Source organism: Bradyrhizobium genomosp. III (assembly GCF_000261705.1).
Taxonomy (GTDB): domain Bacteria; phylum Pseudomonadota; class Alphaproteobacteria; order Rhizobiales; family Xanthobacteraceae; genus Bradyrhizobium; species Bradyrhizobium ottawaense.
Genome location: NZ_AJQF01000123.1, coordinates 1 through 19702, shown reverse-complemented (window position 1 = coordinate 19702; position 19702 = coordinate 1). Strand labels below are relative to the sequence as shown.

The following is a 19702-nucleotide window of genomic DNA, read 5'->3' as shown; positions in this document are numbered from 1 at the left end:
CTCGGCTGCCGCAAAAGTGTGCAGCCACGGATCAAATCCGAGGCGGTCACCGGCTTTCAGATGCGCGGACACCCAGCTTTCCGGCGGCGGGTCGATCAGCGATTCCACGGCCCAGGCTTTTGCGTCGACCTGCTTGGCGGCCTGAAGCGTGTAGCGGCCGTCGACGAACAATGCGGCCTCCTGGGTCAGCGCCACCGCGAGGCCCGCCGAGCCCGTGAAACCGGTCAGCCAGGCCAGCCGCTCTTCCGACGGCGGCACATATTCGTTCTGCTGCTGATCGGCGCGCGGGATCACGAAGCCGGTCAGCTTGCGGCGGGCGAGTTCTTCGCGAAGTGCGGCGAGCCGCGCCGTCAATGCGACGCCGGCCTCCGGCTCCTCGAATGTCTGGAAGTGTGCTTCGAACATGGTGGATCACTTTAGGGTCATGGGGACGAGTCCGCAATCTGGACGCATTCGCGTCGCATCTGGCATGGACTGTGCTTGAATGGTTCCATTCGAATTGAGTGGAGTAAAGGATGCGGCAGTTGCGCTTCGTCCGGATGACAGGGAAATTCGAGCAGGTGGTTCATCTCAACGGCGAGGGGACACACGATGCCAGCATTCACGTTTGAGAAGATTACGCCGCCGGTGCGTCGCACCCCGACTGCGGCGGCTCCGAAGAAGCCGCGCGGCGTCATGCGCCAGATGATTGATCGTATCGCCGAGCGCCGCGCGAAGCGTACCTTGCAGGATGAGCGCGCGCTGCAGCGGGATGAGAAGGCAGCAGAGTAGCGGCATCGATGATGCCGTAGGGTGGGGCAAAGGCGCGTAGCGCCGTGCCCACCATCTTCTATTCGAGGGCGAGATGGTGGGCACGCTTGCGCTTTGCCCACCCTACGGCGCTTCGCTCAATCCACCTTCCGCAGCAACAGGCTGCTCCACCCCTCGATCCGCAGATGCTTCAACGGCACGAGGCCGCGCGCGCGGTAGGCGGCGATCACGGCGGGGGCCTGGTGTGTCAACAGGCCGGAGAGGATGACGCGTCCGCCGGGCGCGAGATGCCGCGCCATCGGGCCCGCCAATTGCCTGAGCGGGTTGGCGAGGATGTTGGCCAGCACCAGGTCGAACGGACCGGCCTTCCCGAAATCCGGGGCGGCGAAGCCGGTGGCGCGGATGACCCGGACCTGGTTGCCGACCTCGTTCATTACCGCGTTCTCGGCCGCCACCCGCACCGACGGCGGGTCGATGTCGGAGGCGAGCACCGCGCGATGCAGGGCCTTGGCGGCCGCGATGCCGAGTACGCCGGTTCCGGTGCCGAGGTCGAGCAGGTTTCTCGGACGGGAACTCTTAAGGACATGGTCAAGCAGCAGTAAACAGCCACGGGTGGTGCCGTGGTGGCCAGTGCCGAAGGCAAGCGCCGCCTCGATCTCGATCGCGAGCTTGTTCGGCGCCACACGGTCGCGGTCATGGCTGCCGTGCACGACGAAGCGCCCGGCCGGGACCGGGACGAGATCTTCCAGGCTGGCCTTGACCCAGTCCTTGGCCTCGACGGTGTCGAAGAGAAGCGTCGCGGCGATCGCATTTCCTGCTGAAGTTGCAACGAGTTCGCGCAGCCAAGCCTGGTCGGGCGCCTCGGCGAAATGGAGCGTGACGTCCCATGGTCCGTCCGGCCGCTCGAAGGCGGCAACCGCCGCATCGCCGTCGAAAAACACCTCGGTGAGCACGTCGACGACGCGCCTGGCGTCGGCCTCGCTGCCGATCGAAAAGCTGGCGCGATGGGTGGGAGAAGGCTGCATTCAGGGTTCCGTTGAGTTCAATTTTTGGAACTTTCGTCGCCAATTTTCCGCATAAGTTGCGGTTCCCCGGTTAACCGGGCTGTAGGTTGCGCCCCGTATCTTTGCGGATGTCGAAGCCAACCAACACAGCTTGGAATTGAAACGGAGACGAGTCTTGAAGCGCATGGTTCAAAAGTTCTGGTCGGACGAGTCCGGTGCAACCGCGATCGAGTACGGCCTGATTGCCGCAGGTATCGCTCTGGCGATCATCACCGTGGTGAACAGCCTGGGCGTCACCCTGAACGACAAGTTCACTTCGATTAGCAGCTCCTTGAAGTAATATCCGCCTCCATTTCCCAGCGGGGGCTATTTTTCTTTGAGGTTATTCCTGATCATCGCCCGCGAGGGGATACCCCTGGCGGGCGAGGTCGTTTTCGGACGAGCGTTCTCAGTGCTCTTCGCAAATTGTCCACCGCCTGCCGGGACGCCGTCCACCCGCTTGTCCCGCGATTGTCCACCGGCTTTCCCCAAGTTCGGTCCCGACGTTCTGGCCCATGTATCCTCTGTCTGACCACAGGCCATTCAACAGCAAGTCCACAGCTCATCCACAGACCTATCCACGGCTTCCGAACAGCGACCGGTGATCTCTCAAGATCGCCTGCGCGGCGTTATGGCCGGGAGCACCGGTGACGCCGCCGCCGGGGTGGGCGCCGGAGCCGCAATGATAGAGGCCCTTCAACGGCCCGCGATAATCGGCATGGCCAAGCATCGGCCGCGCCGAGAACAACTGGTTCAAGGTCAGCGCGCCATGGAAGATATCGCCGCCGAGGAGGCCGAACTGCCGTTCGAGATCGAGCGGGGACAGGATCTGGCGGCCCAGCACGCTCGCCGCAAAACCCGGCGCGTATTTGTCCACTGTCGCGATCATGAGATCGGCGACCTCGTCGCGATGGTCGTCCCACGACTTTCCATCGGGAAGCTCCGGTGCGACGTGCTGGCAGAACAGGCTGGCGACGTGCTTTCCAGCTGGGGCCAGCGTGTCGTCGAGGGTCGAGGGGATCAGCATCTCCACGACTGGTTCCCGGCTCCAGCCCTGCGCCCGCGCATCGAGCCAGGCGCGGTCCATGTAGCCGAGGCTTGGCGCCAGGATGATGCCGGAGCTGAGATGATCGCCCTCGCCGGGCAGCGCCGTGAAGGAGGGCAGGCGGTCCAGCGCAACGTTCATGCGGAAGGTGCCGGAGCCATTCTTCCAGTGCCGGATGCGGCCGAGGAAGTCCGCAGGAAGCGCGTCGGCCGCGACCAGCCGCGTGTAGAGCAGCTTTGGATTGACATTGGCTGCGACATATTTGGCGCGGATGGCCGTGCCGTTCTCCAGCACGACGCCGACGGCGCGGTCGCGCTCGACGATGATCTCGCGGACGCCGGCATCCGTTTCGATCACGACCCCGCGGCCCTGTGCCGCGCGCGCCATCGCCTGCGCGATCGCGCCCATGCCGCCGATGGCGTGACCCCAGACCCCCTTCTTGCCGTTCACCTCGCCGAAGGCGTGATGCAGCATCACATAGGCTGAGCCGGCGGCGTAGGGGCTGGCATAGTTGCCGACGATGGCGTCGAAGCCGAACAGGGCCTTGACCAGATCATGCTCGAAGCGCTCGTCCAGCATCTCGCCGGCCGAGCGGGTGAAGAGATCAAGCAGGCTGCGGCTCTGTTCCAGCGTGAGACCGCGCAGGATGTTGGCCGTCTTCCAGGCGTTGACGCCTTCGCGAACGGCTGCCGCGCCAAAGCCGTCGACGAGGTTCGGCGGCGCGCGGAGCACGAACTGCCGCAGCACGTCGGCGATGTCCTCCAGCTCGCGCGAAAATCCGTCGAGCGCGTCTGCGTCATGCGCGCTCAGCCGCGCGACTGATGCCTTCGTCCGCCCTTCGCCGGTGAGGAGATAGCTGGCATCCGGCGAGGGCAGAAAGTTCTGGGCGCGCCGTTCGACGATCCGGAGGCCCTGCTCGGCGAGCTTGAGGTCGCGGATCACTTGCGGATTGAGCAGGCTCACAGTGTAGGCCGCGACCGAATTGCGGAATCCGGGGTGAAACTCCTCCGTGACCGCGGCGCCGCCGACCACCTTGCGGCGCTCGACCACGCGCACGCGCAGGCCTGCGCTCGCGAGATAGGCCGCGCAGGTGAGGCCGTTATGCCCCGCGCCGATGATGAGGACGTCGGTTTCGCTCATGATTCCCTGGTGTCTTTCCGGGGCGCGCGAAGCGCGAACTATGGTGCGGGCTCCGCACCGGAGAATATCGAGGTTCCGGGTTCGATGCTTCGCATCGCCCCGGAACGACATCTCTATATCAAGCATTCCTCGCTGCAACATCACGAGCGCCTTTATTGCCCGTTCAGGCGCCTTGTGCTCCATTGCGCGCGTCCGGCGCCCGCCGGGGAATGTAGGCTGGAGCTTCCATGGATTCGATCGTGCAACCTGCCGCCACGGAGCAGCCGTCGTCCTCGCGCAACCGGTTGCTGCTGACGGTCTACACCGCTGCGATCTTTGTCAGCGCGCTGCTGCTATTCTCGGTGCAGCCGCTGTTCACGAAGATGGTGCTGCCGCGGCTCGGCGGCTCGCCGGCGGTGTGGTCGGTGGCGATGGTGTTCTTCCAGTCGCTGCTGCTGGCGGGCTACGCCTATGCGCATCTGTTGATGCAGGCGAGGAGCCGCGTCGTGCCGGTGGCCGTGCATCTGGTGTTGCTGGTGCTGGCCTTCGCCACGCTGCCGCTCGGAATAGCCTCCGCCTATGGCGAGCCGCCCGCTTCGGGCTATGCGTTCTGGCTGCTCGGCTTGTTCGTGGTTTCGATCGGCCTGCCGTTCTTTGCGCTCGCCGCCAACAATCCGCTGCTGCAGGCCTGGTTCGTCCGCACCGGCCATCCCGCTGGGCACGATCCCTACTTCCTCTACGCTTCCTCCAACATCGGCAGCTTTCTCGCGCTGTTGTCCTATCCGTTCCTGCTCGAGCCGATGTTCACGCTGCATGCGCAGAACCGGTTCTGGACCGGTGGCTATGGCCTGTTGATCCTCCTGATCGCCGCCTGCGGCGTGTTGCTGTTGCGCTCGCCGAAGCTCGCAATGGCCGATGCGCGGACCGAGGAGATCAATGCGCCGGCGCCGGATATCGTGACGCGGCTGCGCTGGATCTTCCTGGCCGCGGTGCCTTCGGGTCTGCTCATCGCGGTCACCGCGCACATCTCGACCGACGTCGCCGCGGCGCCGTTGCTATGGGTGCTGCCGCTGTCGCTGTATCTGCTCACCTGGGTCGTGGTGTTCCAGTCGCGGCCGCTGCTGCCGCACAAATGGATGCTGATGCTGCAGCCGGTCGCGATCGCGGGCGTCATCGTCCTGCTCGCCTTCGGCGGCGAGCAGAATTTGCTGCTGACTCTCGGCGGCCATCAACTCTGCTTCTTCGTCATCGCCATGGCCTGCCACGGCGAGCTGGCGCGGACGCGGCCGGCGGCGAGATATCTCACCGGTTTCTATGTCGCGCTGTCGTTCGGCGGCATGGTCGGCGGTCTCTTTGCTGGCCTCGTTGCTCCCTTCACCTTCTCGTGGATCGCCGAATACCCGATCCTGATCGCGCTTGCCGCGCTGTGCCGGCCGTCCGCGAACGAGGGTCTCGCAGGTGTCGTCAAATGGTACTGGCTGGTGCTTGCCGCGCTCGCGATGGCGCTGGTTGCGCCGTCCTATACCACCGGCGGCCTCCCGACCTGGTTGGAGGATCACCGCGTCTGGGTCGCCGGCGCCGTCGGCGTGCTCGCCGCGCTGCTCGCTCTGGCGCTCAATGCCGGCCGCTGGAAGATCTTCGCCACCGTCGCACTCGCGTTGGCGTTGATCCGCGTCTATCCGGCGGACGAAGGCCGGGTCACGACGGTGCGCAGCTTCTTCGGCGTGCACAAGATCGTGGTGACGCCCGGCGGCTATTTCCACGTGCTGATGCACGGCACCACCATCCACGGTGCCGAGCGCTTCCGCAACAATGACGGCACGCCGGTCACCGGCCGGCCCGAGCCGATCACCTATTACCACAAGGACGGCGGCATCGGTCAGGCCGTCAGCGCGATCCGCGAGCGCAAGGGCGCGCCGCTCAAGGTCGCCGCGATCGGCGTCGGATCGGGCACGCTCGCCTGCGCCGCCGAACCTGGCGAGGACTGGAAATTTTTCGAGATCGACCAGTCGATGGTGGATGCCGCGCGTGACCCCAAAAATTTCCGCTACATCTCGAGTTGTCTGCCGGACATGAAGCCGGTGATCGGCGATGCGCGCCTCACCTTCGCAAAGGAGCCCGACGGAGCCTACGACCTCATCATCGTCGATGCCTATTCGTCGGATGCGATCCCGATTCATCTCGCCACCGAAGAGGCGATGAAGATCTACAAGGACAAGCTCGCGCCGAACGGGGCTGTGGTGATGCACGTCTCCAACCGGCATCTCGATCTCGAGACCGTCGTGGTCGGCATCGCGGACGCCAACGATCTCAAGAGCTGGGTCTTCAACGAGGATTCCGGGCGTGATGGCGACTACATCTTCTCGACCGACGTCGTCATCTCCGCGCGCGAGGAGGCCGACGTCGGTCGGCTCGCGTCCTCCAAGGTCTGGGAGCAGACCGAAGCCGACGACAGGGTACGGGTCTGGACCGACGACTATTCCAACATCCTGGGCGCCCTGTACCGGCGTTTGAAGAATGGAGAGTAGGGCGGCACCCGTCTCCATCCCCGGACGCAGCGCAGCGCTTCCCTGGCGATGCGAAGCATCGTCCAGTTCAGCGGTGCGCTGCAGAGCCGGGGCTGATGGCGCGGCGCTCTGGGTCCCGGCTCTGCGGAGCAGCGTTGCATGCTGACCGCGTCCGGACACGAGACCGACGGTTACGGCGCGATCGGCGTCCCCGCCGGCAGCACAATGCCCTTCTCGCCGGCAACCTCGCGCAGCAGATCGGGCCTGTCGGAAATGATCCCGTCGACGCCGAGCTCCATCATCCGCGCCATGTCTTCGCGCTTGTTGACCGTCCACACCACGACGCGTAATCCGAGCTCGTGGGCTTCCGCGACCAGCGCGGAGGTCACATCGCCGAAATAGGGCGACCAGACTGCGCCGCCCGCCGCCTTGATCGTCCGTGGCAGCGAGCTGTCGTGATCGGCCGGGCTGAAGCCTGCCGTCCAGTTGGTGGCTTTGTCCAGCACGACTGTCTGGCCTGTGCCGCGCTGGAGCGTCAGGTACACCGTCGGTATCTTCGGCGCCTGCTGCTGGACGAGCTGCAGGGTCCTCCAGTCGAAGGATTGGATCATGACCCTATCGGAAAACGTTTCGGCGTCGATCAATCCCAGCAGCTTCGCGATAAAGGCCTGCGGATCGAGCGTTTCGTCCGGATGGTTCGGATCGATCTTGGTCTCGATGTTAAGGCGCACACGCGAGTTGCCGGATTTCCGCACCAGCGCGAACAGCTCGCTCAGGGTGGGAATGCGTGTCCCCGGCACGGCGCGCTGGTCGGGGAATTGTTTCGCATAGGCACTGTCCGGTCGGATCTGGCCGACGTCATAGGTCCTGACCTCGTCCAGCCGCAGTTTTACGAAGGGCGTGCCGGGCGGAGCAATGTAAGTCCTGCCAGCACTGCGCGCGAGATCCGGATTGAGCCCGCGCTCATGCGAGACGACGACTTCGCCGTCAGCGGTCACGCCGACGTCGAGCTCCAGCGTATCCACGCCCATCGAGAGCGCGTTGGCGAAGGCCGGCAGGGTGTTTTCCGGCAACAGCGCTCGCCCGCCGCGATGCGCCTCGATATCAAAGGCCATGACCCGCCCCGTTATCAGAACTGAGAGCACAGTCAGAATGGTCGTGGCACGTGACGGCATGGTGCCTCGAATAGCTATCCTGTTGTTCGCGCTGACGACTGACGACGGTGACGGAGCTGCGGCCGCGTCAGTTCTGGTAGTAATAGCCGCGCGGCTGGTAAACCTGCCGCGGCTGCGGTTGATAGTAATAGCCCTGCTGGCCGGAGCCTTGGTCGTAATAGGGACGCGGCTGCTGCTGGTAAACCTGCGCATCATAGAGCGGGCGTGTGCCGCGCGGTGCCGGATACCGTGCGCCGGTGTCGCTGCCGTCGGCCGGATAGATGTAATTGTCGTCCTGCGGCATGTAGCGGCGGGCGGGCTGCGCCGGCGGCGTCAGATTCACGGGATCGCCCGTGGTCGCGTACTGCTCTTCGGCTGGCTGCTGCGGCGCGCGGGCGACGGCATTGTTGGTGCGGCCGCGCGGATTGCGCGCCAGCGCCACCTGCGCCGAGCCGGTCAGCGTCACCGTGGTGTTGAGCACGCCCTGCTGCTGCACCAGCGCATAGAGTGTCGAGGCATTCTGGCGCGACAGCCGCACGCAACCGTGGGACGCCGGCGAGCCGAGACGGCCGACCGAGTCGGTGCCATGGATGGCGTGGCCGACCTTGGTGAAGAAGATCGCGTGCGGCATCGGCGCGTCGTCGAATTCCTTGGAGTAGTGATCCTCTTCCATCCGGAAGGTGCGGAACGCGCCGTTAGGCGTTTCGCGCGAGGGGATGCCGGTCGACACCGGCCAGTGGTAGCGCGCGACGCCGTCGACCGCGACGGTCATCTGCTGATTGTCCTTGTCGACGGTGATCTCGACCTTGGCCTGCGCGCTGCCTGCGCTCAAAAGCATCAGTGAGGTGAAAGCGATAAAAAATGAACGCATCTGGAAACGCATTTGAATCCTGGCCTCCGGCCTGTTCACGCTAGGCGCCGCGGCTCTCCGTCCCCGACGTGCAATATGCCTGCAATCTGGCTTTCGTTCCAGCGGCCTGCCCGCCCATCGTTAACGCGGCGCCGGGCGTAAGCAAGGCCGCTTTGTGCCGCGCCGCGCGCGGTGGCGCTGACATTTTCGCGAGCGGCGCGCCGTTCATAACGCCGACAATTCGTCACAAAGGCGCAACCATTTGGCCGCCCGGTGCGTTGGCGATCACCTGCCTCGACAGGCGGCGCTCGCCGCCATTCACCGTTTGGGATCGAAGATGAACAAAGCCCGCATCGCCGCCGCGCCGTCGCCGGCCGGTTTAGCCTTCCGCCTGGTGTTCGCAGCCGCCGCCATCCTGCTCGCGCTGTTGTCGCTGCCGCAGGCCGGCCACGCCCAGGGCATCGTCCGCGGCGCCCAGGAAGGCTCTTACGAGGGCAACCGGATTGCCGGCCCCGTGGGCGGTGCGGTCGGTGGCGTCGTCGGTGCCGGTGTCGGCGGCGCCGTTGGTGCGGTCGAGGGTGTGCTCGGCATTCCTCATCGTCACTACCGTCACCGCTGCCACGGCTATTACGACGGCTATCACCGCTTCCATTGCTATCGGTGAGGTCGCGTCAATTCTTCAGCCGATACCCCGTCCGAAAAATCCACCAGATCACGACGAGACAGATCACCAGGAACGCCGTCGTCATGCCGACGCTGACGGACATGCTGACGTCCGCGATCTCGTAAAAGCTCCAGCGGAAGCCGGAGATCAGATAGACGACCGGGTTGAGCATCGCCACCGTGCGCCAGGTGGGCGGCAGCATGTCGATGGAATAGAAGCTGCCGCCGAGGAAGGTCAGCGGCGTCACCACCAGCATCGGGATCATCTGCAGCTTCTCGAAGCCGTCGGCCCAGATGCCGATGATGAAGCCGAACAGGCTGAACGTCACTGCCGTCAGCACCAGGAAGGCCAGCATCCAGACCGGATGGTGGATATGCAGCGGCACGAATAATCCGGCGGTCGCCAGGATGATCAGGCCCAAAATGATCGACTTGGTCGCGGCGGCGCCGACATAGCCGAGCACGATCTCGAAATAGGAGATCGGTGCCGACAGGATCTCGTAGATCGTGCCGGTGAATTTCGGGAAGTAGATGCCGAATGAGGCGTTGGCGATGCTCTGGGTCAGCACCGAAAGCATGATCAGGCCCGGCACGATGAAGGTGCCGTAGCTGACGCCCTCGACCTGGCTGATGCGAGAACCGATCGCGGCGCCGAACACCACGAAATAGAGCGAAGTGGAGACCACAGGCGAGACGATGCTTTGCAGCAGCGTGCGCCAGGTGCGCGCCATTTCGAACAGATAGATGGCGCGGATGGCGCGGTGGTTCATGACGTCCTCACGAGATCGACGAAGATGTCCTCGAGCGACGATTGCGTCGTGTCGAGATCGTTGAAGCGGATGCCGGCGGTGCGGAGATCGCCGAGCAGGCTGGTGATGCCGGTGCGCTCGCCCTTGGTGTCGTAATCGTAGACCAGCGTCGCGCCGGCATCGCAGAGCTCCAACTCGTAATGCCCAAGGCTCTCCGGCAGCGCGTCGAGCTTGCCCTGCAGATGCAGCGTCAGCCGCTTCTTGCCGAGCTTCTGCATCAACGTCGCCTTGTCCTCGATCAGCACGATCTCGCCCTTGTTGATGACGCCGATGCGGTCGGCCATCTCCTCGGCTTCCTCGATGTAATGCGTGGTGAGGATGATGGTGACGCCGGACTGCTGGAGGGTGCGCACCACTTCCCACATGCCCTTGCGCAGCTCGACGTCGACGCCGGCAGTGGGCTCGTCCAGGAACAGGATCTGCGGCTCGTGCGACAGCGCTTTCGCGATCATCACGCGACGCTTCATGCCGCCGGAGAGCGTGATGATCTTGTTGTCCTTCTTGTCCCACAGCGAGAGGTCCTTCAGCACCTTCTCGATGTGATCAGGATTCTTGGGCTTGCCGAACAGGCCGCGGGAGAAGCTCACGGTCGCCCACACGCTCTCGAAGGCGTCGGTGTGCAATTCCTGGGGCACGAGGCCGATCAGCGAGCGCGCCTTGCGGTATGAGGTCTGGATGTTCTCGCCGCCGACCAGAACCTTGCCTTCACTGGGATTGGCGATGCCGCAGATGATCGAGATCAGCGTGGTCTTGCCGGCACCGTTCGGGCCGAGCAGCGCAAAAATCTCGCCCCGCTTGATGTCGAGATTGATGTTCTTGAGCGCCTTGAAGCCGGACCCATAGGTCTTCGACAGGTTGGCGACGGAGATGATGGAGGACATGGATGGCCGTCAGGCTGAGGGGGCAAGGTCTGGGGAGGGAGGCTGGAACCTGCCGGGAAGGGCGGGTCAGCGGAGCCCTGAGATAAGAACGCCTTTGCCGGGCCGCAATTGGCGAGAGAAAAATGGTCTCAAAACAGGCCCTTCGGTGGCAGGTTTCGGGCAGGTGTTGCGCGATGGTCACGGGCTGTGGCTAAGATTGCCATTCACGCGGCTCTTTGTTGCGTCTGCGAGCAGGCCATGGCTACGATTCCGACCAATCGCAAAGCGTATTGTCCCCAGGGAAAAGATCGATGAGACCGAACGGCCGTCACACCGCCGGCGTCAGCCAATTGTCCGCCCTCCGTGTATGGGCGATGGGCCTGCTCCTGCTGTCAGCTGTTGCCATCAGCCCGACCACGGCCCGGGCGGCCCCGAGCCAAGCCCAGGTCGCGACCACGCATGTCTATCTGCTCCGCGGCGTGCTCAACATCTTCTCGCTCGGCCTCGACACGATCGGCGCCCGGCTCCAGGCGCAGGGCATCCCGGTGACGGTCGCCAACTTCGTCTCCTGGTCCTCGCTCGCCGATGAAGCCGCGACCGCCTACAAGGCCGGCCGGCTCAAGACCATCGTCCTGGTCGGCCATTCCTCCGGCGCGACCGCGCTGCCCGACATGATCGCGAAACTCAACCGGCTGGGCGTGCCCGTGAAGCTCGCGATCGGCCTCGATTCCGTGTTCAAGACCAAGCTCTCGACCGGCGCGGAGCGTTACATCAACATCTATATCGGCGACGGCCCCGGTGAGCCGGTCAAGCGTGCCGACGGTTTCCGCGGCAAGCTCGACAATGTCGACGTGCGCGGCACCGGCGTCGGCCATATCTCGATCGACAAGAACGAGGCGATCCAGCGCCGCGTCATCGCCGAGATCGACGCCGCCATCATGCGCTCGCGCGCGCCGGCGGCGGTCCCGGTCGCCGAACCTGGCGCACCGCGGCAGGCGCGCTCGGCGGCCGCAACGGCGCCGGCAAGGAACTGAGCCGTCGCATCCTCCCCCGCGTGATGCCGCCTAAGCGGGCGTCACGCGGACCGGCATGCTCTCCAGCCCGCGCAGGGAATTGTTGAGCCTGCGTTTCGGCTCCGCCGTGAGCTCGATGGTCTTCACGCGCCTCGCAAGCTCGCTGAAGATCAATTCGCCTTCCAGACGCGCGATCATCTGACCGACGCAGGCGTGGATGCCTGCGCCGAAGCCGACATGGCCGGTCGCGGTCCGTTCGACCTCGAAGCGATCGGCTTCGTCCCATCGGGCCGGATCGCGGTTGGCGGAGGCCATGAACAGCAGCACCTTGCGGTGTGCCGGGATCACGCCGCCGCCGATCTCGACGTCGCGCGAGGTGGTTCGAAAGAACGTCTGCACCGGTGAATCGTAGCGCAGGCCTTCCTCGAAAGCGTTGCGCGCCAACTCCGGCCTGTGGTGGAGCTTGCGGTATTCATCCGGATGGGTGGCGAGCGCGAGCAGGGTGTTGCCGATGCCGTTGACGGTGGTGTCGATCCCCGCCGTGAGGAACGGCCGCACCAGATGCGTCGCCTCGTGCTCGGTAATCTCGCCGTCGTCGGCTGCCTGGTAGATCATCATGCCGAGGCTGTCGGGCCGCAACGCATCTCGTGCGCAGCAGTCCATGATCCAGCTCTGGGCGGCGAGGCCTTCCTTGCGTGAAGCCGCTAGCATCTCGTTCTCGGGGCCAAAGCTGTCGAACACGAATGTGCTCCAGGCCAGCAGCTTCTCGCGGCCGTCCGCCCGGATGCCGATCGCATCCGGAAACACCTTCATCGGATAGGCTTCGGCAAGATCGGTGACGGCATCGAACGTGCCTTTGTCGATCAGCTCCGTGACCTTCTTCTCCGCCTCCTGCTGAAACGTCTCGCGCAGCTTCCTCGCGACGCCCGGAGACAGCGTGCGGCCGAGGACCCGCCGGCCCTTGTCGTGATCGGGCGGATCGATCTGGAGCGTCAGCGGCTTTGGCAGCGCAGGGTTCATCCCGTTGAGCCCGACGCCCTCGCCACTGATGAACGTCTTCCAGTCCTTCAAGGCCGGCTCGACCTCGCCATAGCCCGCCATCGCCCACACGCCGTAACGCTCCAGCGCGAACACGGGCCCGAGCGCGCGTAGCGCCGCATAGGCAGGATAGGGGTTCAACAGGAAGTCAGGCGCAAACGGGTCGACCTGACTGGAGGCGATGCCGCTCATGGTCAGCTCCGCTTCTATGGTTTGCTGAGCGGGCACTGGCCATCGCTCTCCGAGCGGAACGCGTCCTCGCCCTTGATGGTGGCGACGACCTTCAGCAGATCCCACGCCGAGGTCGATTCCTCGGGCGACTTGACCTGCAACAGGTAGAGCGGGTGGATCTTGCGTCCGTCCTTGCGGATATAGCCATTGCCGAACAGAACATCGTCGGTCGGCATCTCCTTCATTGCGGCGACGACGGCCTTGCCATCCTTGGCGCCTCCGACCTTGTCGACCGCCTTGAGATAGTGAATGACCGAGGCATAGACGCCGGCCTGCATGTCGTTCGGATAGGCCTTCGAGGGAATCCGTTCGGCGAAGCGTTTTGCGAAGGCCCGCGTGCCGTCGTTCAGATCCCAGTAGAACGGGTTCATGATCTGCGCGCCTTGCGCGAATTTCAGGCCCAGTGCGGGAAGCCCGTTCATGCCGAGGATCAATCCGACCAGCTTGTGGTCCTTGGTCAGTCCGAACTCGGCGGCCTGCTTCATCGACGTGATGGTGTCGTCACCGGCATTGGCGAAGCCGACGACGTTCGCGCCCGACGCCTGGGCCTGTAGCAGGAAAGAGGCGTAATCGGCCGTTCCCAAGGGATGCCGTACGCTGCCGAGCACCTCGCCACCGGCCGCTTTCACGGCCTCCGCAGCCTGCTTTTCCAGATCATGACCGAAGGCGTAGTCGGCGGTGATGAAGAACCATTTCTTGCCGCCCTGCTGGACGATCGCCTTGCCGAGACCGCGGCCGTAAGAATAGGTGTCGTAGGTCCAGTGCACGGTGTTCGGCGTGCATTTCTCGCCGGTCAGCAGCACTGTTCCGGCGCCCGATCCGACGAAGACCTTGTTCTTCTCGGCGCTCATGCCGGCCACCGCAAGCGCGATCGACGAGTTCGGGAGGTCGAAGATCGCATCGACGCTGTCGTTCTCGTACCAGCGCCGCGCGATGCCAATCCCGATGTCGGTCTTGTTCTGGTGGTCGGCCGCGACGACCTCGACCGGCTTGCCGGCGGCCTTTCCGCCAAAATCCTCGACGGCCATTTTGGCGGCAACGACCGAGCCGATGCCCTGGTAGCTCGCGAACGGACCCGACTGGTCGTTCAGGATGCCGATCTTCACGACGTCCTGGGCCAACGCCGGCGCCGTGGCGAGCGTTGCGGCCAAAATGCACAATTTGTGCAGGAATTTGCTGTTCATTGTGTCCCTCCCATAGGCGGTCTTGGTGCCGCTGAATAATAGTTATATTTTATAGCTATTTTTGAGAGTGTCAATTCGGCCGTCCCTGGGATTGAGAATCATGAGCCCGAAGCCTCTAAGCGGAGCCAAATCCGCTCCGCCAAAGTCCGCTCAGCAGACGGAGAAATCACTGGACCTGCGCGCGCTCCAGCGCACCCCCGGCTTCATGCTGCGCCTGGCGCAGCTGAAATTCTTCGAGGGCTTCTACGAGGAGTTCGCCGCCTTGGGCCTGACGCCCGCAACCTATGCGATCTTCGCCGTCATTCGCGACAATCCCGGCGTGCCGCCGAGCAGCCTCGCCGGCCTGCTGCGGCTGCGGCTGCCGAACCTGATCAAGATCCTGAACGAGCTGGAATCATCCGGCTTCATCAAGCGCAACCGCTCGAAGTCCGATCGCCGCGCCGTCGAGCTCATGCTGACGCCGAAGGGCGCAAAGCTCATTGCGGAGGGTGCAAAGCTGACGGAGCCCTATAATCGGAAGATGCTGGCGCCGCTCAGCGAGGCCGAGCAGCGCACGCTGCTCGAATTGTTGAACCGGATGCTGCCGCTTTAGGGCAGGGCCCTATCGCTTTCTGACCAGCTTCAGGGGACGACCGGTCTTCTGATTGCGGGGCTTGATCGCAACGCTCTGCGCTGCGGGCGGCTCCAGGAAGCGGACGAGCATCGTCCTCAAATGCTCCGCGCTCTGCTTGACATCCAGCTTGGGATTGCGGATCGGCATTGCACGGGATCCGTCGACAATGGCGATCAGGATGTTCGCCGTCGCGTCCGGGTCCAGTCCCGGATCCACCCGTCCCTGGCTTTGCGCCCGGCGCAGGGAGTCGCTCCACATGAGGCGGACGGCCGCGGTGTGCCGTTCGATGATCTCAGCGAAGTCCGGATTGCGGGCGGCCTCGGCGAGGCCGTCCAGGTTGAGGATCTGGGCGGGCCGAAACCGCAGGCTGGTTTCCTCGATGTCGACGAGCAGCGCCTCGATCACGTCGGTCGCCGCGAGAATCTTTTCGAACCGCTCCGCCGAACGCGCGAGACCCAGATCGATCATCGCCTCGATGATCGCCTCCTTGCTCGGAAAGTAGTGGTAGAGGTGCCCCGGACTGATGCCGGCCTCGGCGCAGATATCAGTCGTGCTGGCGCCGCGGAAGCCGTCCCTGATGAAGCAGCGGATTGCCGCGCCGAGGATCTCGGCGCGCTTGTGCTCATGCTTGACGGGGTCGACTTTCCTCAAATCAGACATCTCCATTCACACTCGCCCCGTTTAGCACGACGATTCGCCACGAGAAAATCAAAATTAGACAGTTCCATCTATTTATATTAACCGGATGGCGCGGGCGTGAGAGTGATTGTTAGAGTGATCTCTCTAAAAGCCGTCGATGCGGGAACGGGACCATGCGCTTTCCACGGACGGCCCTGATGAGTGTCGCGCTGGCGCTCGGTGGGTGCGCGACCGCGCCGCTCGAACGGGCCGGCTCGCTCCGGAGCTACGACCGGATGTCGGACGCGAACGGACTGGTGACTCGATCGCAGATCCGCGTAAACAAGAAGGACGTGCTGGCGGCGAAAACGATCCGGATTGCATCGACCGTCTTTCCCGCGCGCAGCGACGTTGCGCTGACCGAGAAGGAGCGGCGCCTGGTCGCGAACGCCATCAGCCGCGAGCTGTGTCTCCACTTGAGCGAGCGCTTCCGCATCGTCTCCTCCGATGACGACGCTGACCTCACGGTGCAGGCGACGGTGACGCATGCCAAGCCGACCAACCCGACGGCCTCCGGTGCGTCCAAGGCCCTGTCGATTGCCAAGACGGTTGCGCTTCCCGGCGTGCCCGTGCCGGTGCCGAGGCTTCCGGTCGGGCTCGGCGGTCTGTCGGTCGAGGCGGAGGCGCGCGACTTCGCCGGATTTCAGAAGGCGGCGATGGTCTGGGCGCGCAACGCGAACTCCATCTCGAACTCTGCGCGGGTCGCCAACGAGGGCGACGCATATGATCTCGCCGCCGATTTCGGCGCGGATTTCGCCAAGCTGGTCACGACGGGAGAGTCCCCCTTCGGCGGTGTCCCTGCGCTGCCGCCGATGGAGAGCATTCCCGTGCGGCTCGGCGGTGCGCCCAAATACGTCGCGTGCGAGGCGTTCGGGCGGTTTCCGGGCCTCACCGGCCTTGCGGGGCAGGGGCTCGGCCTGCCGCCAGCCTGGACGGATTCCGGCGCCAAGGAGAGTCCGGCCCCGCCGTCGGCGCCCGAGACGAATCCAGAGCAGATACCCACGCAATGAACTGGATGCGGTCTTGGGTGACCCTGGGTTGAGGTCTCGGAGCGGAGCGGGTTCTGTGCCCCAAATTCCACCCAATCGGTGGTCACTAAGCCTCCGGGGGAGGCGGTGGCCTCCCGTGGTGGACTGCTTGGACTGATGATGGATCTGAGGCGGCTAGTCGTGCTGGCAGCGGTTGCGCTGCTCGCCTTGAACCCTGTCATGACCGCGGCGTCCCCGGCCAAGTCGAAGCCGGCAGCGATCCCGGCCGCACCCGCCGCGCCGCCGTTCGAGCCGTTGCCGCCGCCGAACGTCTATCTGTTCCGCGGCGCCATGGGCCCGATCTTCTCGACCGGCATGGACCGGCTCGGCGAGAAGCTGACACAGGCCGGCTTTTCCGCCGATGTCTACGAATTCACCCTCTGCCGGTTCATCGGCAACCGCGTCATCGCCAGCTACAAGGAGAAGGCGGCGCCGATCGTGCTGATCGGGCACTCCATGGGTGGTCTGTGCTCGATCGTCATCTCCGAGATGGCGGCCAAGGAGAGCATCCCGATCAGCCTCGTCATCGCCATCGATCCCGCGCATGCGACCGGCGACGTGCCGCTCAATGTCGAGCGCTTCATCAACATCTTCCTGTCCGACAGCGTGCTCGGCGGCGGCGACGTCGTCGCGGTCCCCGGCTTTCGGGGCCATTATGCGAGCTACGACTTGAAGGAAAACAGCCGCGTCTCGCACATCAACATCGAGAAATCCGACGACATCCATCGCCAGATCGTCGAGATGGTGACCCAGCTGCCGCGCATTCCGCCGCAGACCCAGGCCGGTGCCGTGCCGCTGCGTTATCTGGTGCCTGCGGATACGCTGGTCGAATTGTGGGATAGTGGCGTCCGGGTGCCGGTGCGGCGCGGCGACACCATGGAGAGCATCGCCGCCGCCAATCGCGTGCCGCTGTGGACGCTCGCGCAGAGCAACTCGCTTGCAGAGAACGCGCAGCTCACGCCCGGACAGACCATCATCGTGCCGCGCCATCTGGCACCGCCCGAGCCGGCCGCCGCGATGGCGACGCCGGCTCCTCCGGCGGGGCGGAGGTAGTTAATTCACACCCGTCATGCCCGGGACAAGCCCGGCCATGACGTCGAGGGGCGATCACACGTTCGACCCGTTGATTGCGTCGATCACGGCTTCCGTCACCTCTTTCGTCGTCGCCTTGCCGCCGACGTCAGGCGTCAGCACGCCCGCTGCGCAGACGCGCTCGACCGCCGCCATCAGCCTTGAAGCGGCGTCCTTCTCGCCGAGATGCTCGAGCATCTGCGCGCCGGTCCAGAAGGTCGCGACCGGATTGGCGATGCCCTTTCCGGTGATGTCGAAGGCCGAGCCGTGGATCGGCTCGAACATCGAGGGGAAACGGCGCTGCGGATCGATGTTGCCGGTCGGCGCCACGCCGAGGCTTCCGGCCAGCGCGCCGGCGAGGTCGGACAGGATGTCGGCATGCAGATTGGTCGCGACGATGGTGTCGAGGCTTTTCGGATGCAGCGTCATGCGCACCGTCATGGCATCGACCAGCATCTTGTCCCAGCTGACGTCGGGGAATTCGGTCGCGACCTCGGCCGCGATCTCGTCCCACATCACCATGCCGTGGCGCTGCGCGTTCGACTTGGTCACGACGGTCAGGAATTTGCGCGGGCGCGACTGTGCGAGCTGGAACGCATAGCGCATGATGCGGGTGACGCCGACGCGGGTGAAGATCGCGACCTCGGTGCCGACCTCTTCCGGCAGGCCCTTGTGGGCGCGGCCGCCCATGCCGGCATATTCGCCTTCAGAGTTCTCGCGCACGATCACCCAGTCGAGATCGCCGACACCGACATTGCGCAGCGGCGAGGCGACGCCGGGCAAGATCTTGGTCGGCCGCACATTGGCATATTGGTCAAAGCCCTGGCAGATCGGCAGGCGCAGGCCCCACAGCGTGATGTGGTCGGGCACATCAGGCGCGCCGACCGCACCGAAATAGATCGCGTCGAACTTCTTCAACTCGGTGAGGCCGTCGGCCGGCATCATCACGCCGTGCTTCTTGTAATAGTCCGAACCCCAGTCGAACGTCCTGACGCTGAAGGCGAGGTCGCCGCTGCGTTTTGCCAGCGCCTCCAGCACGCGCACGCCGGCCGAGATCACCTCGGGGCCGATGCCGTCGGCGGGAATGGCTGCGATCGAATGAGTGCGCATGAGAATGCTCCGTGTGAGAGATCGCGCCGGCATATCTGGCTGTCTGCGTCGCCAGCGAATCTAGACGGGAGTGCAGGGCGGATTCAATTGACGCTGGTTTATACAAAAAAATGATATAATCCTCGCGAGGCGAGAGGATTTGCGGAATGGAATTGCATCAGCTCCGGTGCTTCGTGGCGGCGGCCGAGCAGCTGCATTTCGGCCGGGCGGCGCAGCAGCTCCAGATGCTGCCTTCCGCGCTGGGCCGCCAGATCAGGCTGCTGGAGGAGGATCTGGGCACGCGGCTGTTCGCGCGGACGACGCGTGCAGTGTCGCTCACCGAGGACGGCGCGACGCTGCTGCGCGATGCCCGCGCTATCCTCGCCAAGGTCGAGGCGGTCGAGAGCAATCTGCGCAACCGCTCCCGGGCGGGGACTGCGCGGCGGCTCCGGATCGGCGCCATCGACAGCGCAGCCGCCGGGTTGCTGCCGCCGCTCTTGCGCGACTTCCGCGCCAAGCATCCCGACATCGCGGTGCAGCTGCTCGAGGACAAGACCGTCCGGCTGCTGCCGAAGATCCTGACCGGCGCGCTCGATCTCGCCTTCGTTCGCCCGCCCGATCGTGCGGACAAGCGGCTCGAATTCCGCGATCTGCTCCAGGAGACCGCGATCGTGGCGTTCCCGCAGCGCCACGCGCTGGCCGCGCGCAAGTCGATCACGCTGGCCGACATCGCCGACGAGGCGATGCTGGTGCCGGACCGCCGTTCGCGGCCGCACAGCCATGACCTCACGATCAAGCTGTTCGAGCAGGCAGGCCTGACGCCGCGCATCGTGCAGGTCGCCGACGAGAAACAGACCATCATCAACCTGGTGGCCACGAAGCTCGGAGTTGCGATCGTGCCGCGCTGGACGGCGCGGATGGCGGTCACGGGCGTGCGCTTCGTGCCGCTGCGACCAA

General features: G+C 64.8%; 20 protein-coding genes. 9 read left to right on the top strand and 11 right to left on the bottom strand.

Going from position 1 to position 19702, the window contains the following annotated elements:
- On the bottom strand, nt 1-405 hold a 405-nt coding region (locus IC66_RS0111205), incomplete at its 3' end, for an aminopeptidase P family N-terminal domain-containing protein (protein ID WP_038947667.1).
- Between the two features lie 186 nt (nt 406-591).
- Between IC66_RS0111205 and IC66_RS0111200 the strand changes: the two genes are divergently transcribed.
- Nucleotides 592-771, top strand: a complete 180-nt coding sequence (locus IC66_RS0111200; RefSeq protein ID WP_028145518.1) for a hypothetical protein — start codon at nt 592-594, stop codon at nt 769-771.
- 116 nt (nt 772-887) lie between these two features.
- Here the strand turns inward: IC66_RS0111200 and IC66_RS0111195 are convergent, their stop codons facing one another.
- The gene (locus tag IC66_RS0111195) at nt 888-1775 is read right to left on the bottom strand and encodes a 50S ribosomal protein L11 methyltransferase (protein WP_028145517.1); all 888 of its coding nucleotides are present in this window, start codon (nt 1773-1775) and stop codon (nt 888-890) included.
- A 163-nt stretch (nt 1776-1938) separates the two neighbouring features.
- Between IC66_RS0111195 and IC66_RS0111190 the strand changes: the two genes are divergently transcribed.
- Complete coding sequence (locus tag IC66_RS0111190) at nt 1939-2094, top strand: Flp family type IVb pilin (protein ID WP_018322539.1); 156 nt, start codon at nt 1939-1941, stop codon at nt 2092-2094.
- 273 nt (nt 2095-2367) lie between these two features.
- On the opposite strand, the gene IC66_RS0111185 is transcribed toward IC66_RS0111190, so the two are convergent.
- On the bottom strand, nt 2368-3978 hold the full coding sequence (locus IC66_RS0111185; RefSeq protein WP_028145516.1) for a phytoene desaturase family protein: 1611 nt from the start codon (nt 3976-3978) through the stop codon (nt 2368-2370).
- Between the two features lie 227 nt (nt 3979-4205).
- Here IC66_RS0111185 and IC66_RS0111180 point away from each other — a divergent pair, with 227 nt between their 5' ends.
- A complete protein-coding gene (locus tag IC66_RS0111180) occupies nt 4206-6485 on the top strand; it encodes a spermidine synthase (RefSeq protein WP_038947666.1) in 2280 nt (759 codons plus the stop codon).
- 170 nt (nt 6486-6655) lie between these two features.
- On the opposite strand, the gene IC66_RS0111175 is transcribed toward IC66_RS0111180, so the two are convergent.
- Nucleotides 6656-7639: a glycerophosphodiester phosphodiesterase gene (locus IC66_RS0111175; RefSeq protein ID WP_038947665.1), complete on the bottom strand. Its 984-nt coding sequence runs from the start codon at nt 7637-7639 to the stop codon at nt 6656-6658.
- A 67-nt stretch (nt 7640-7706) separates the two neighbouring features.
- Nucleotides 7707-8501: a L,D-transpeptidase gene (locus IC66_RS0111170; protein WP_028145513.1), complete on the bottom strand. Its 795-nt coding sequence runs from the start codon at nt 8499-8501 to the stop codon at nt 7707-7709.
- Between the two features lie 304 nt (nt 8502-8805).
- Here IC66_RS0111170 and IC66_RS0111165 point away from each other — a divergent pair, with 304 nt between their 5' ends.
- Complete coding sequence (locus tag IC66_RS0111165) at nt 8806-9132, top strand: hypothetical protein (RefSeq protein WP_028145512.1); 327 nt, start codon at nt 8806-8808, stop codon at nt 9130-9132.
- Between the two features lie 7 nt (nt 9133-9139).
- Here the strand turns inward: IC66_RS0111165 and IC66_RS0111160 are convergent, their stop codons facing one another.
- Nucleotides 9140-9901 (bottom strand): ABC transporter permease, encoded by a 762-nt coding sequence (locus tag IC66_RS0111160; RefSeq protein WP_038947664.1) that lies wholly within the window; start codon nt 9899-9901, stop codon nt 9140-9142.
- On the bottom strand, nt 9898-10821 hold the full coding sequence (locus IC66_RS0111155) for an ABC transporter ATP-binding protein (protein WP_028145510.1): 924 nt from the start codon (nt 10819-10821) through the stop codon (nt 9898-9900). The genes IC66_RS0111160 and IC66_RS0111155 overlap by 4 nt, the downstream gene beginning before the upstream one ends.
- Before the next feature lie 290 nt (nt 10822-11111).
- Between IC66_RS0111155 and IC66_RS0111150 the strand changes: the two genes are divergently transcribed.
- Entirely contained in the window at nt 11112-11834 is a 723-nt protein-coding gene (locus IC66_RS0111150) for a hypothetical protein (RefSeq protein WP_038947663.1), read from the top strand.
- Nucleotides 11835-11864: 30 nt separating this feature from the next.
- Here IC66_RS0111150 and IC66_RS0111145 read toward each other — a convergent pair whose 3' ends face one another.
- Nucleotides 11865-13043, bottom strand: a complete 1179-nt coding sequence (locus IC66_RS0111145) for a cytochrome P450 (protein ID WP_038947662.1) — start codon at nt 13041-13043, stop codon at nt 11865-11867.
- Between the two features lie 14 nt (nt 13044-13057).
- A complete protein-coding gene (locus tag IC66_RS0111140) occupies nt 13058-14266 on the bottom strand; it encodes an ABC transporter substrate-binding protein (RefSeq protein ID WP_038947661.1) in 1209 nt (402 codons plus the stop codon).
- 100 nt (nt 14267-14366) lie between these two features.
- Between IC66_RS0111140 and IC66_RS0111135 the strand changes: the two genes are divergently transcribed.
- Complete coding sequence (locus IC66_RS0111135) at nt 14367-14858, top strand: MarR family winged helix-turn-helix transcriptional regulator (RefSeq protein ID WP_038947660.1); 492 nt, start codon at nt 14367-14369, stop codon at nt 14856-14858.
- A gap of 9 nt (nt 14859-14867) precedes the next feature.
- Here the strand turns inward: IC66_RS0111135 and IC66_RS0111130 are convergent, their stop codons facing one another.
- Nucleotides 14868-15545, bottom strand: coding sequence for a TetR/AcrR family transcriptional regulator (locus tag IC66_RS0111130; protein WP_038947659.1), 678 nt, complete (start codon nt 15543-15545; stop codon nt 14868-14870).
- Nucleotides 15546-15715: 170 nt separating this feature from the next.
- Between IC66_RS0111130 and IC66_RS0111125 the strand changes: the two genes are divergently transcribed.
- Nucleotides 15716-16567, top strand: coding sequence for a DUF3313 domain-containing protein (locus tag IC66_RS0111125; RefSeq protein ID WP_049806506.1), 852 nt, complete (start codon nt 15716-15718; stop codon nt 16565-16567).
- Nucleotides 16568-16702: 135 nt separating this feature from the next.
- Complete coding sequence (locus tag IC66_RS0111120) at nt 16703-17638, top strand: LysM peptidoglycan-binding domain-containing protein (protein ID WP_038947657.1); 936 nt, start codon at nt 16703-16705, stop codon at nt 17636-17638.
- A gap of 54 nt (nt 17639-17692) precedes the next feature.
- Here the strand turns inward: IC66_RS0111120 and IC66_RS0111115 are convergent, their stop codons facing one another.
- Nucleotides 17693-18766, bottom strand: coding sequence for a tartrate dehydrogenase (locus IC66_RS0111115; RefSeq protein ID WP_038947656.1), 1074 nt, complete (start codon nt 18764-18766; stop codon nt 17693-17695).
- A 146-nt stretch (nt 18767-18912) separates the two neighbouring features.
- Here IC66_RS0111115 and IC66_RS0111110 point away from each other — a divergent pair.
- The coding region (locus IC66_RS0111110) for a LysR substrate-binding domain-containing protein (RefSeq protein ID WP_038947655.1) at nt 18913-19702 on the top strand (790 nt) is incomplete at its 3' end.

Bases quoted from the DNA above. Each gene is read 5' to 3' on its own strand.
- IC66_RS0111200 (WP_028145518.1), top strand. From the start codon at position 592: ATGCCAGCATTCACGTTTGAGAAGATTACGCCGCCGGTGCGTCGCACC.
- IC66_RS0111195 (WP_028145517.1), bottom strand. From the start codon at position 1,775: ATGCAGCCTTCTCCCACCCATCGCGCCAGCTTTTCGATCGGCAGCGAG.
- IC66_RS0111190 (WP_018322539.1), top strand. From the start codon at position 1,939: ATGGTTCAAAAGTTCTGGTCGGACGAGTCCGGTGCAACCGCGATCGAG.
- IC66_RS0111185 (WP_028145516.1), bottom strand. From the start codon at position 3,978: ATGAGCGAAACCGACGTCCTCATCATCGGCGCGGGGCATAACGGCCTC.
- IC66_RS0111180 (WP_038947666.1), top strand. From the start codon at position 4,206: ATGGATTCGATCGTGCAACCTGCCGCCACGGAGCAGCCGTCGTCCTCG.
- IC66_RS0111175 (WP_038947665.1), bottom strand. From the start codon at position 7,639: ATGCCGTCACGTGCCACGACCATTCTGACTGTGCTCTCAGTTCTGATA.
- IC66_RS0111170 (WP_028145513.1), bottom strand. From the start codon at position 8,501: ATGCGTTTCCAGATGCGTTCATTTTTTATCGCTTTCACCTCACTGATG.
- IC66_RS0111165 (WP_028145512.1), top strand. From the start codon at position 8,806: ATGAACAAAGCCCGCATCGCCGCCGCGCCGTCGCCGGCCGGTTTAGCC.
- IC66_RS0111160 (WP_038947664.1), bottom strand. From the start codon at position 9,901: ATGAACCACCGCGCCATCCGCGCCATCTATCTGTTCGAAATGGCGCGC.
- IC66_RS0111155 (WP_028145510.1), bottom strand. From the start codon at position 10,821: ATGTCCTCCATCATCTCCGTCGCCAACCTGTCGAAGACCTATGGGTCC.
- IC66_RS0111150 (WP_038947663.1), top strand. From the start codon at position 11,112: ATGAGACCGAACGGCCGTCACACCGCCGGCGTCAGCCAATTGTCCGCC.
- IC66_RS0111145 (WP_038947662.1), bottom strand. From the start codon at position 13,043: ATGAGCGGCATCGCCTCCAGTCAGGTCGACCCGTTTGCGCCTGACTTC.
- IC66_RS0111140 (WP_038947661.1), bottom strand. From the start codon at position 14,266: ATGAACAGCAAATTCCTGCACAAATTGTGCATTTTGGCCGCAACGCTC.
- IC66_RS0111135 (WP_038947660.1), top strand. From the start codon at position 14,367: ATGAGCCCGAAGCCTCTAAGCGGAGCCAAATCCGCTCCGCCAAAGTCC.
- IC66_RS0111130 (WP_038947659.1), bottom strand. From the start codon at position 15,545: ATGGAGATGTCTGATTTGAGGAAAGTCGACCCCGTCAAGCATGAGCAC.
- IC66_RS0111125 (WP_049806506.1), top strand. From the start codon at position 15,716: ATGAGTGTCGCGCTGGCGCTCGGTGGGTGCGCGACCGCGCCGCTCGAA.
- IC66_RS0111120 (WP_038947657.1), top strand. From the start codon at position 16,703: ATGATGGATCTGAGGCGGCTAGTCGTGCTGGCAGCGGTTGCGCTGCTC.
- IC66_RS0111115 (WP_038947656.1), bottom strand. From the start codon at position 18,766: ATGCGCACTCATTCGATCGCAGCCATTCCCGCCGACGGCATCGGCCCC.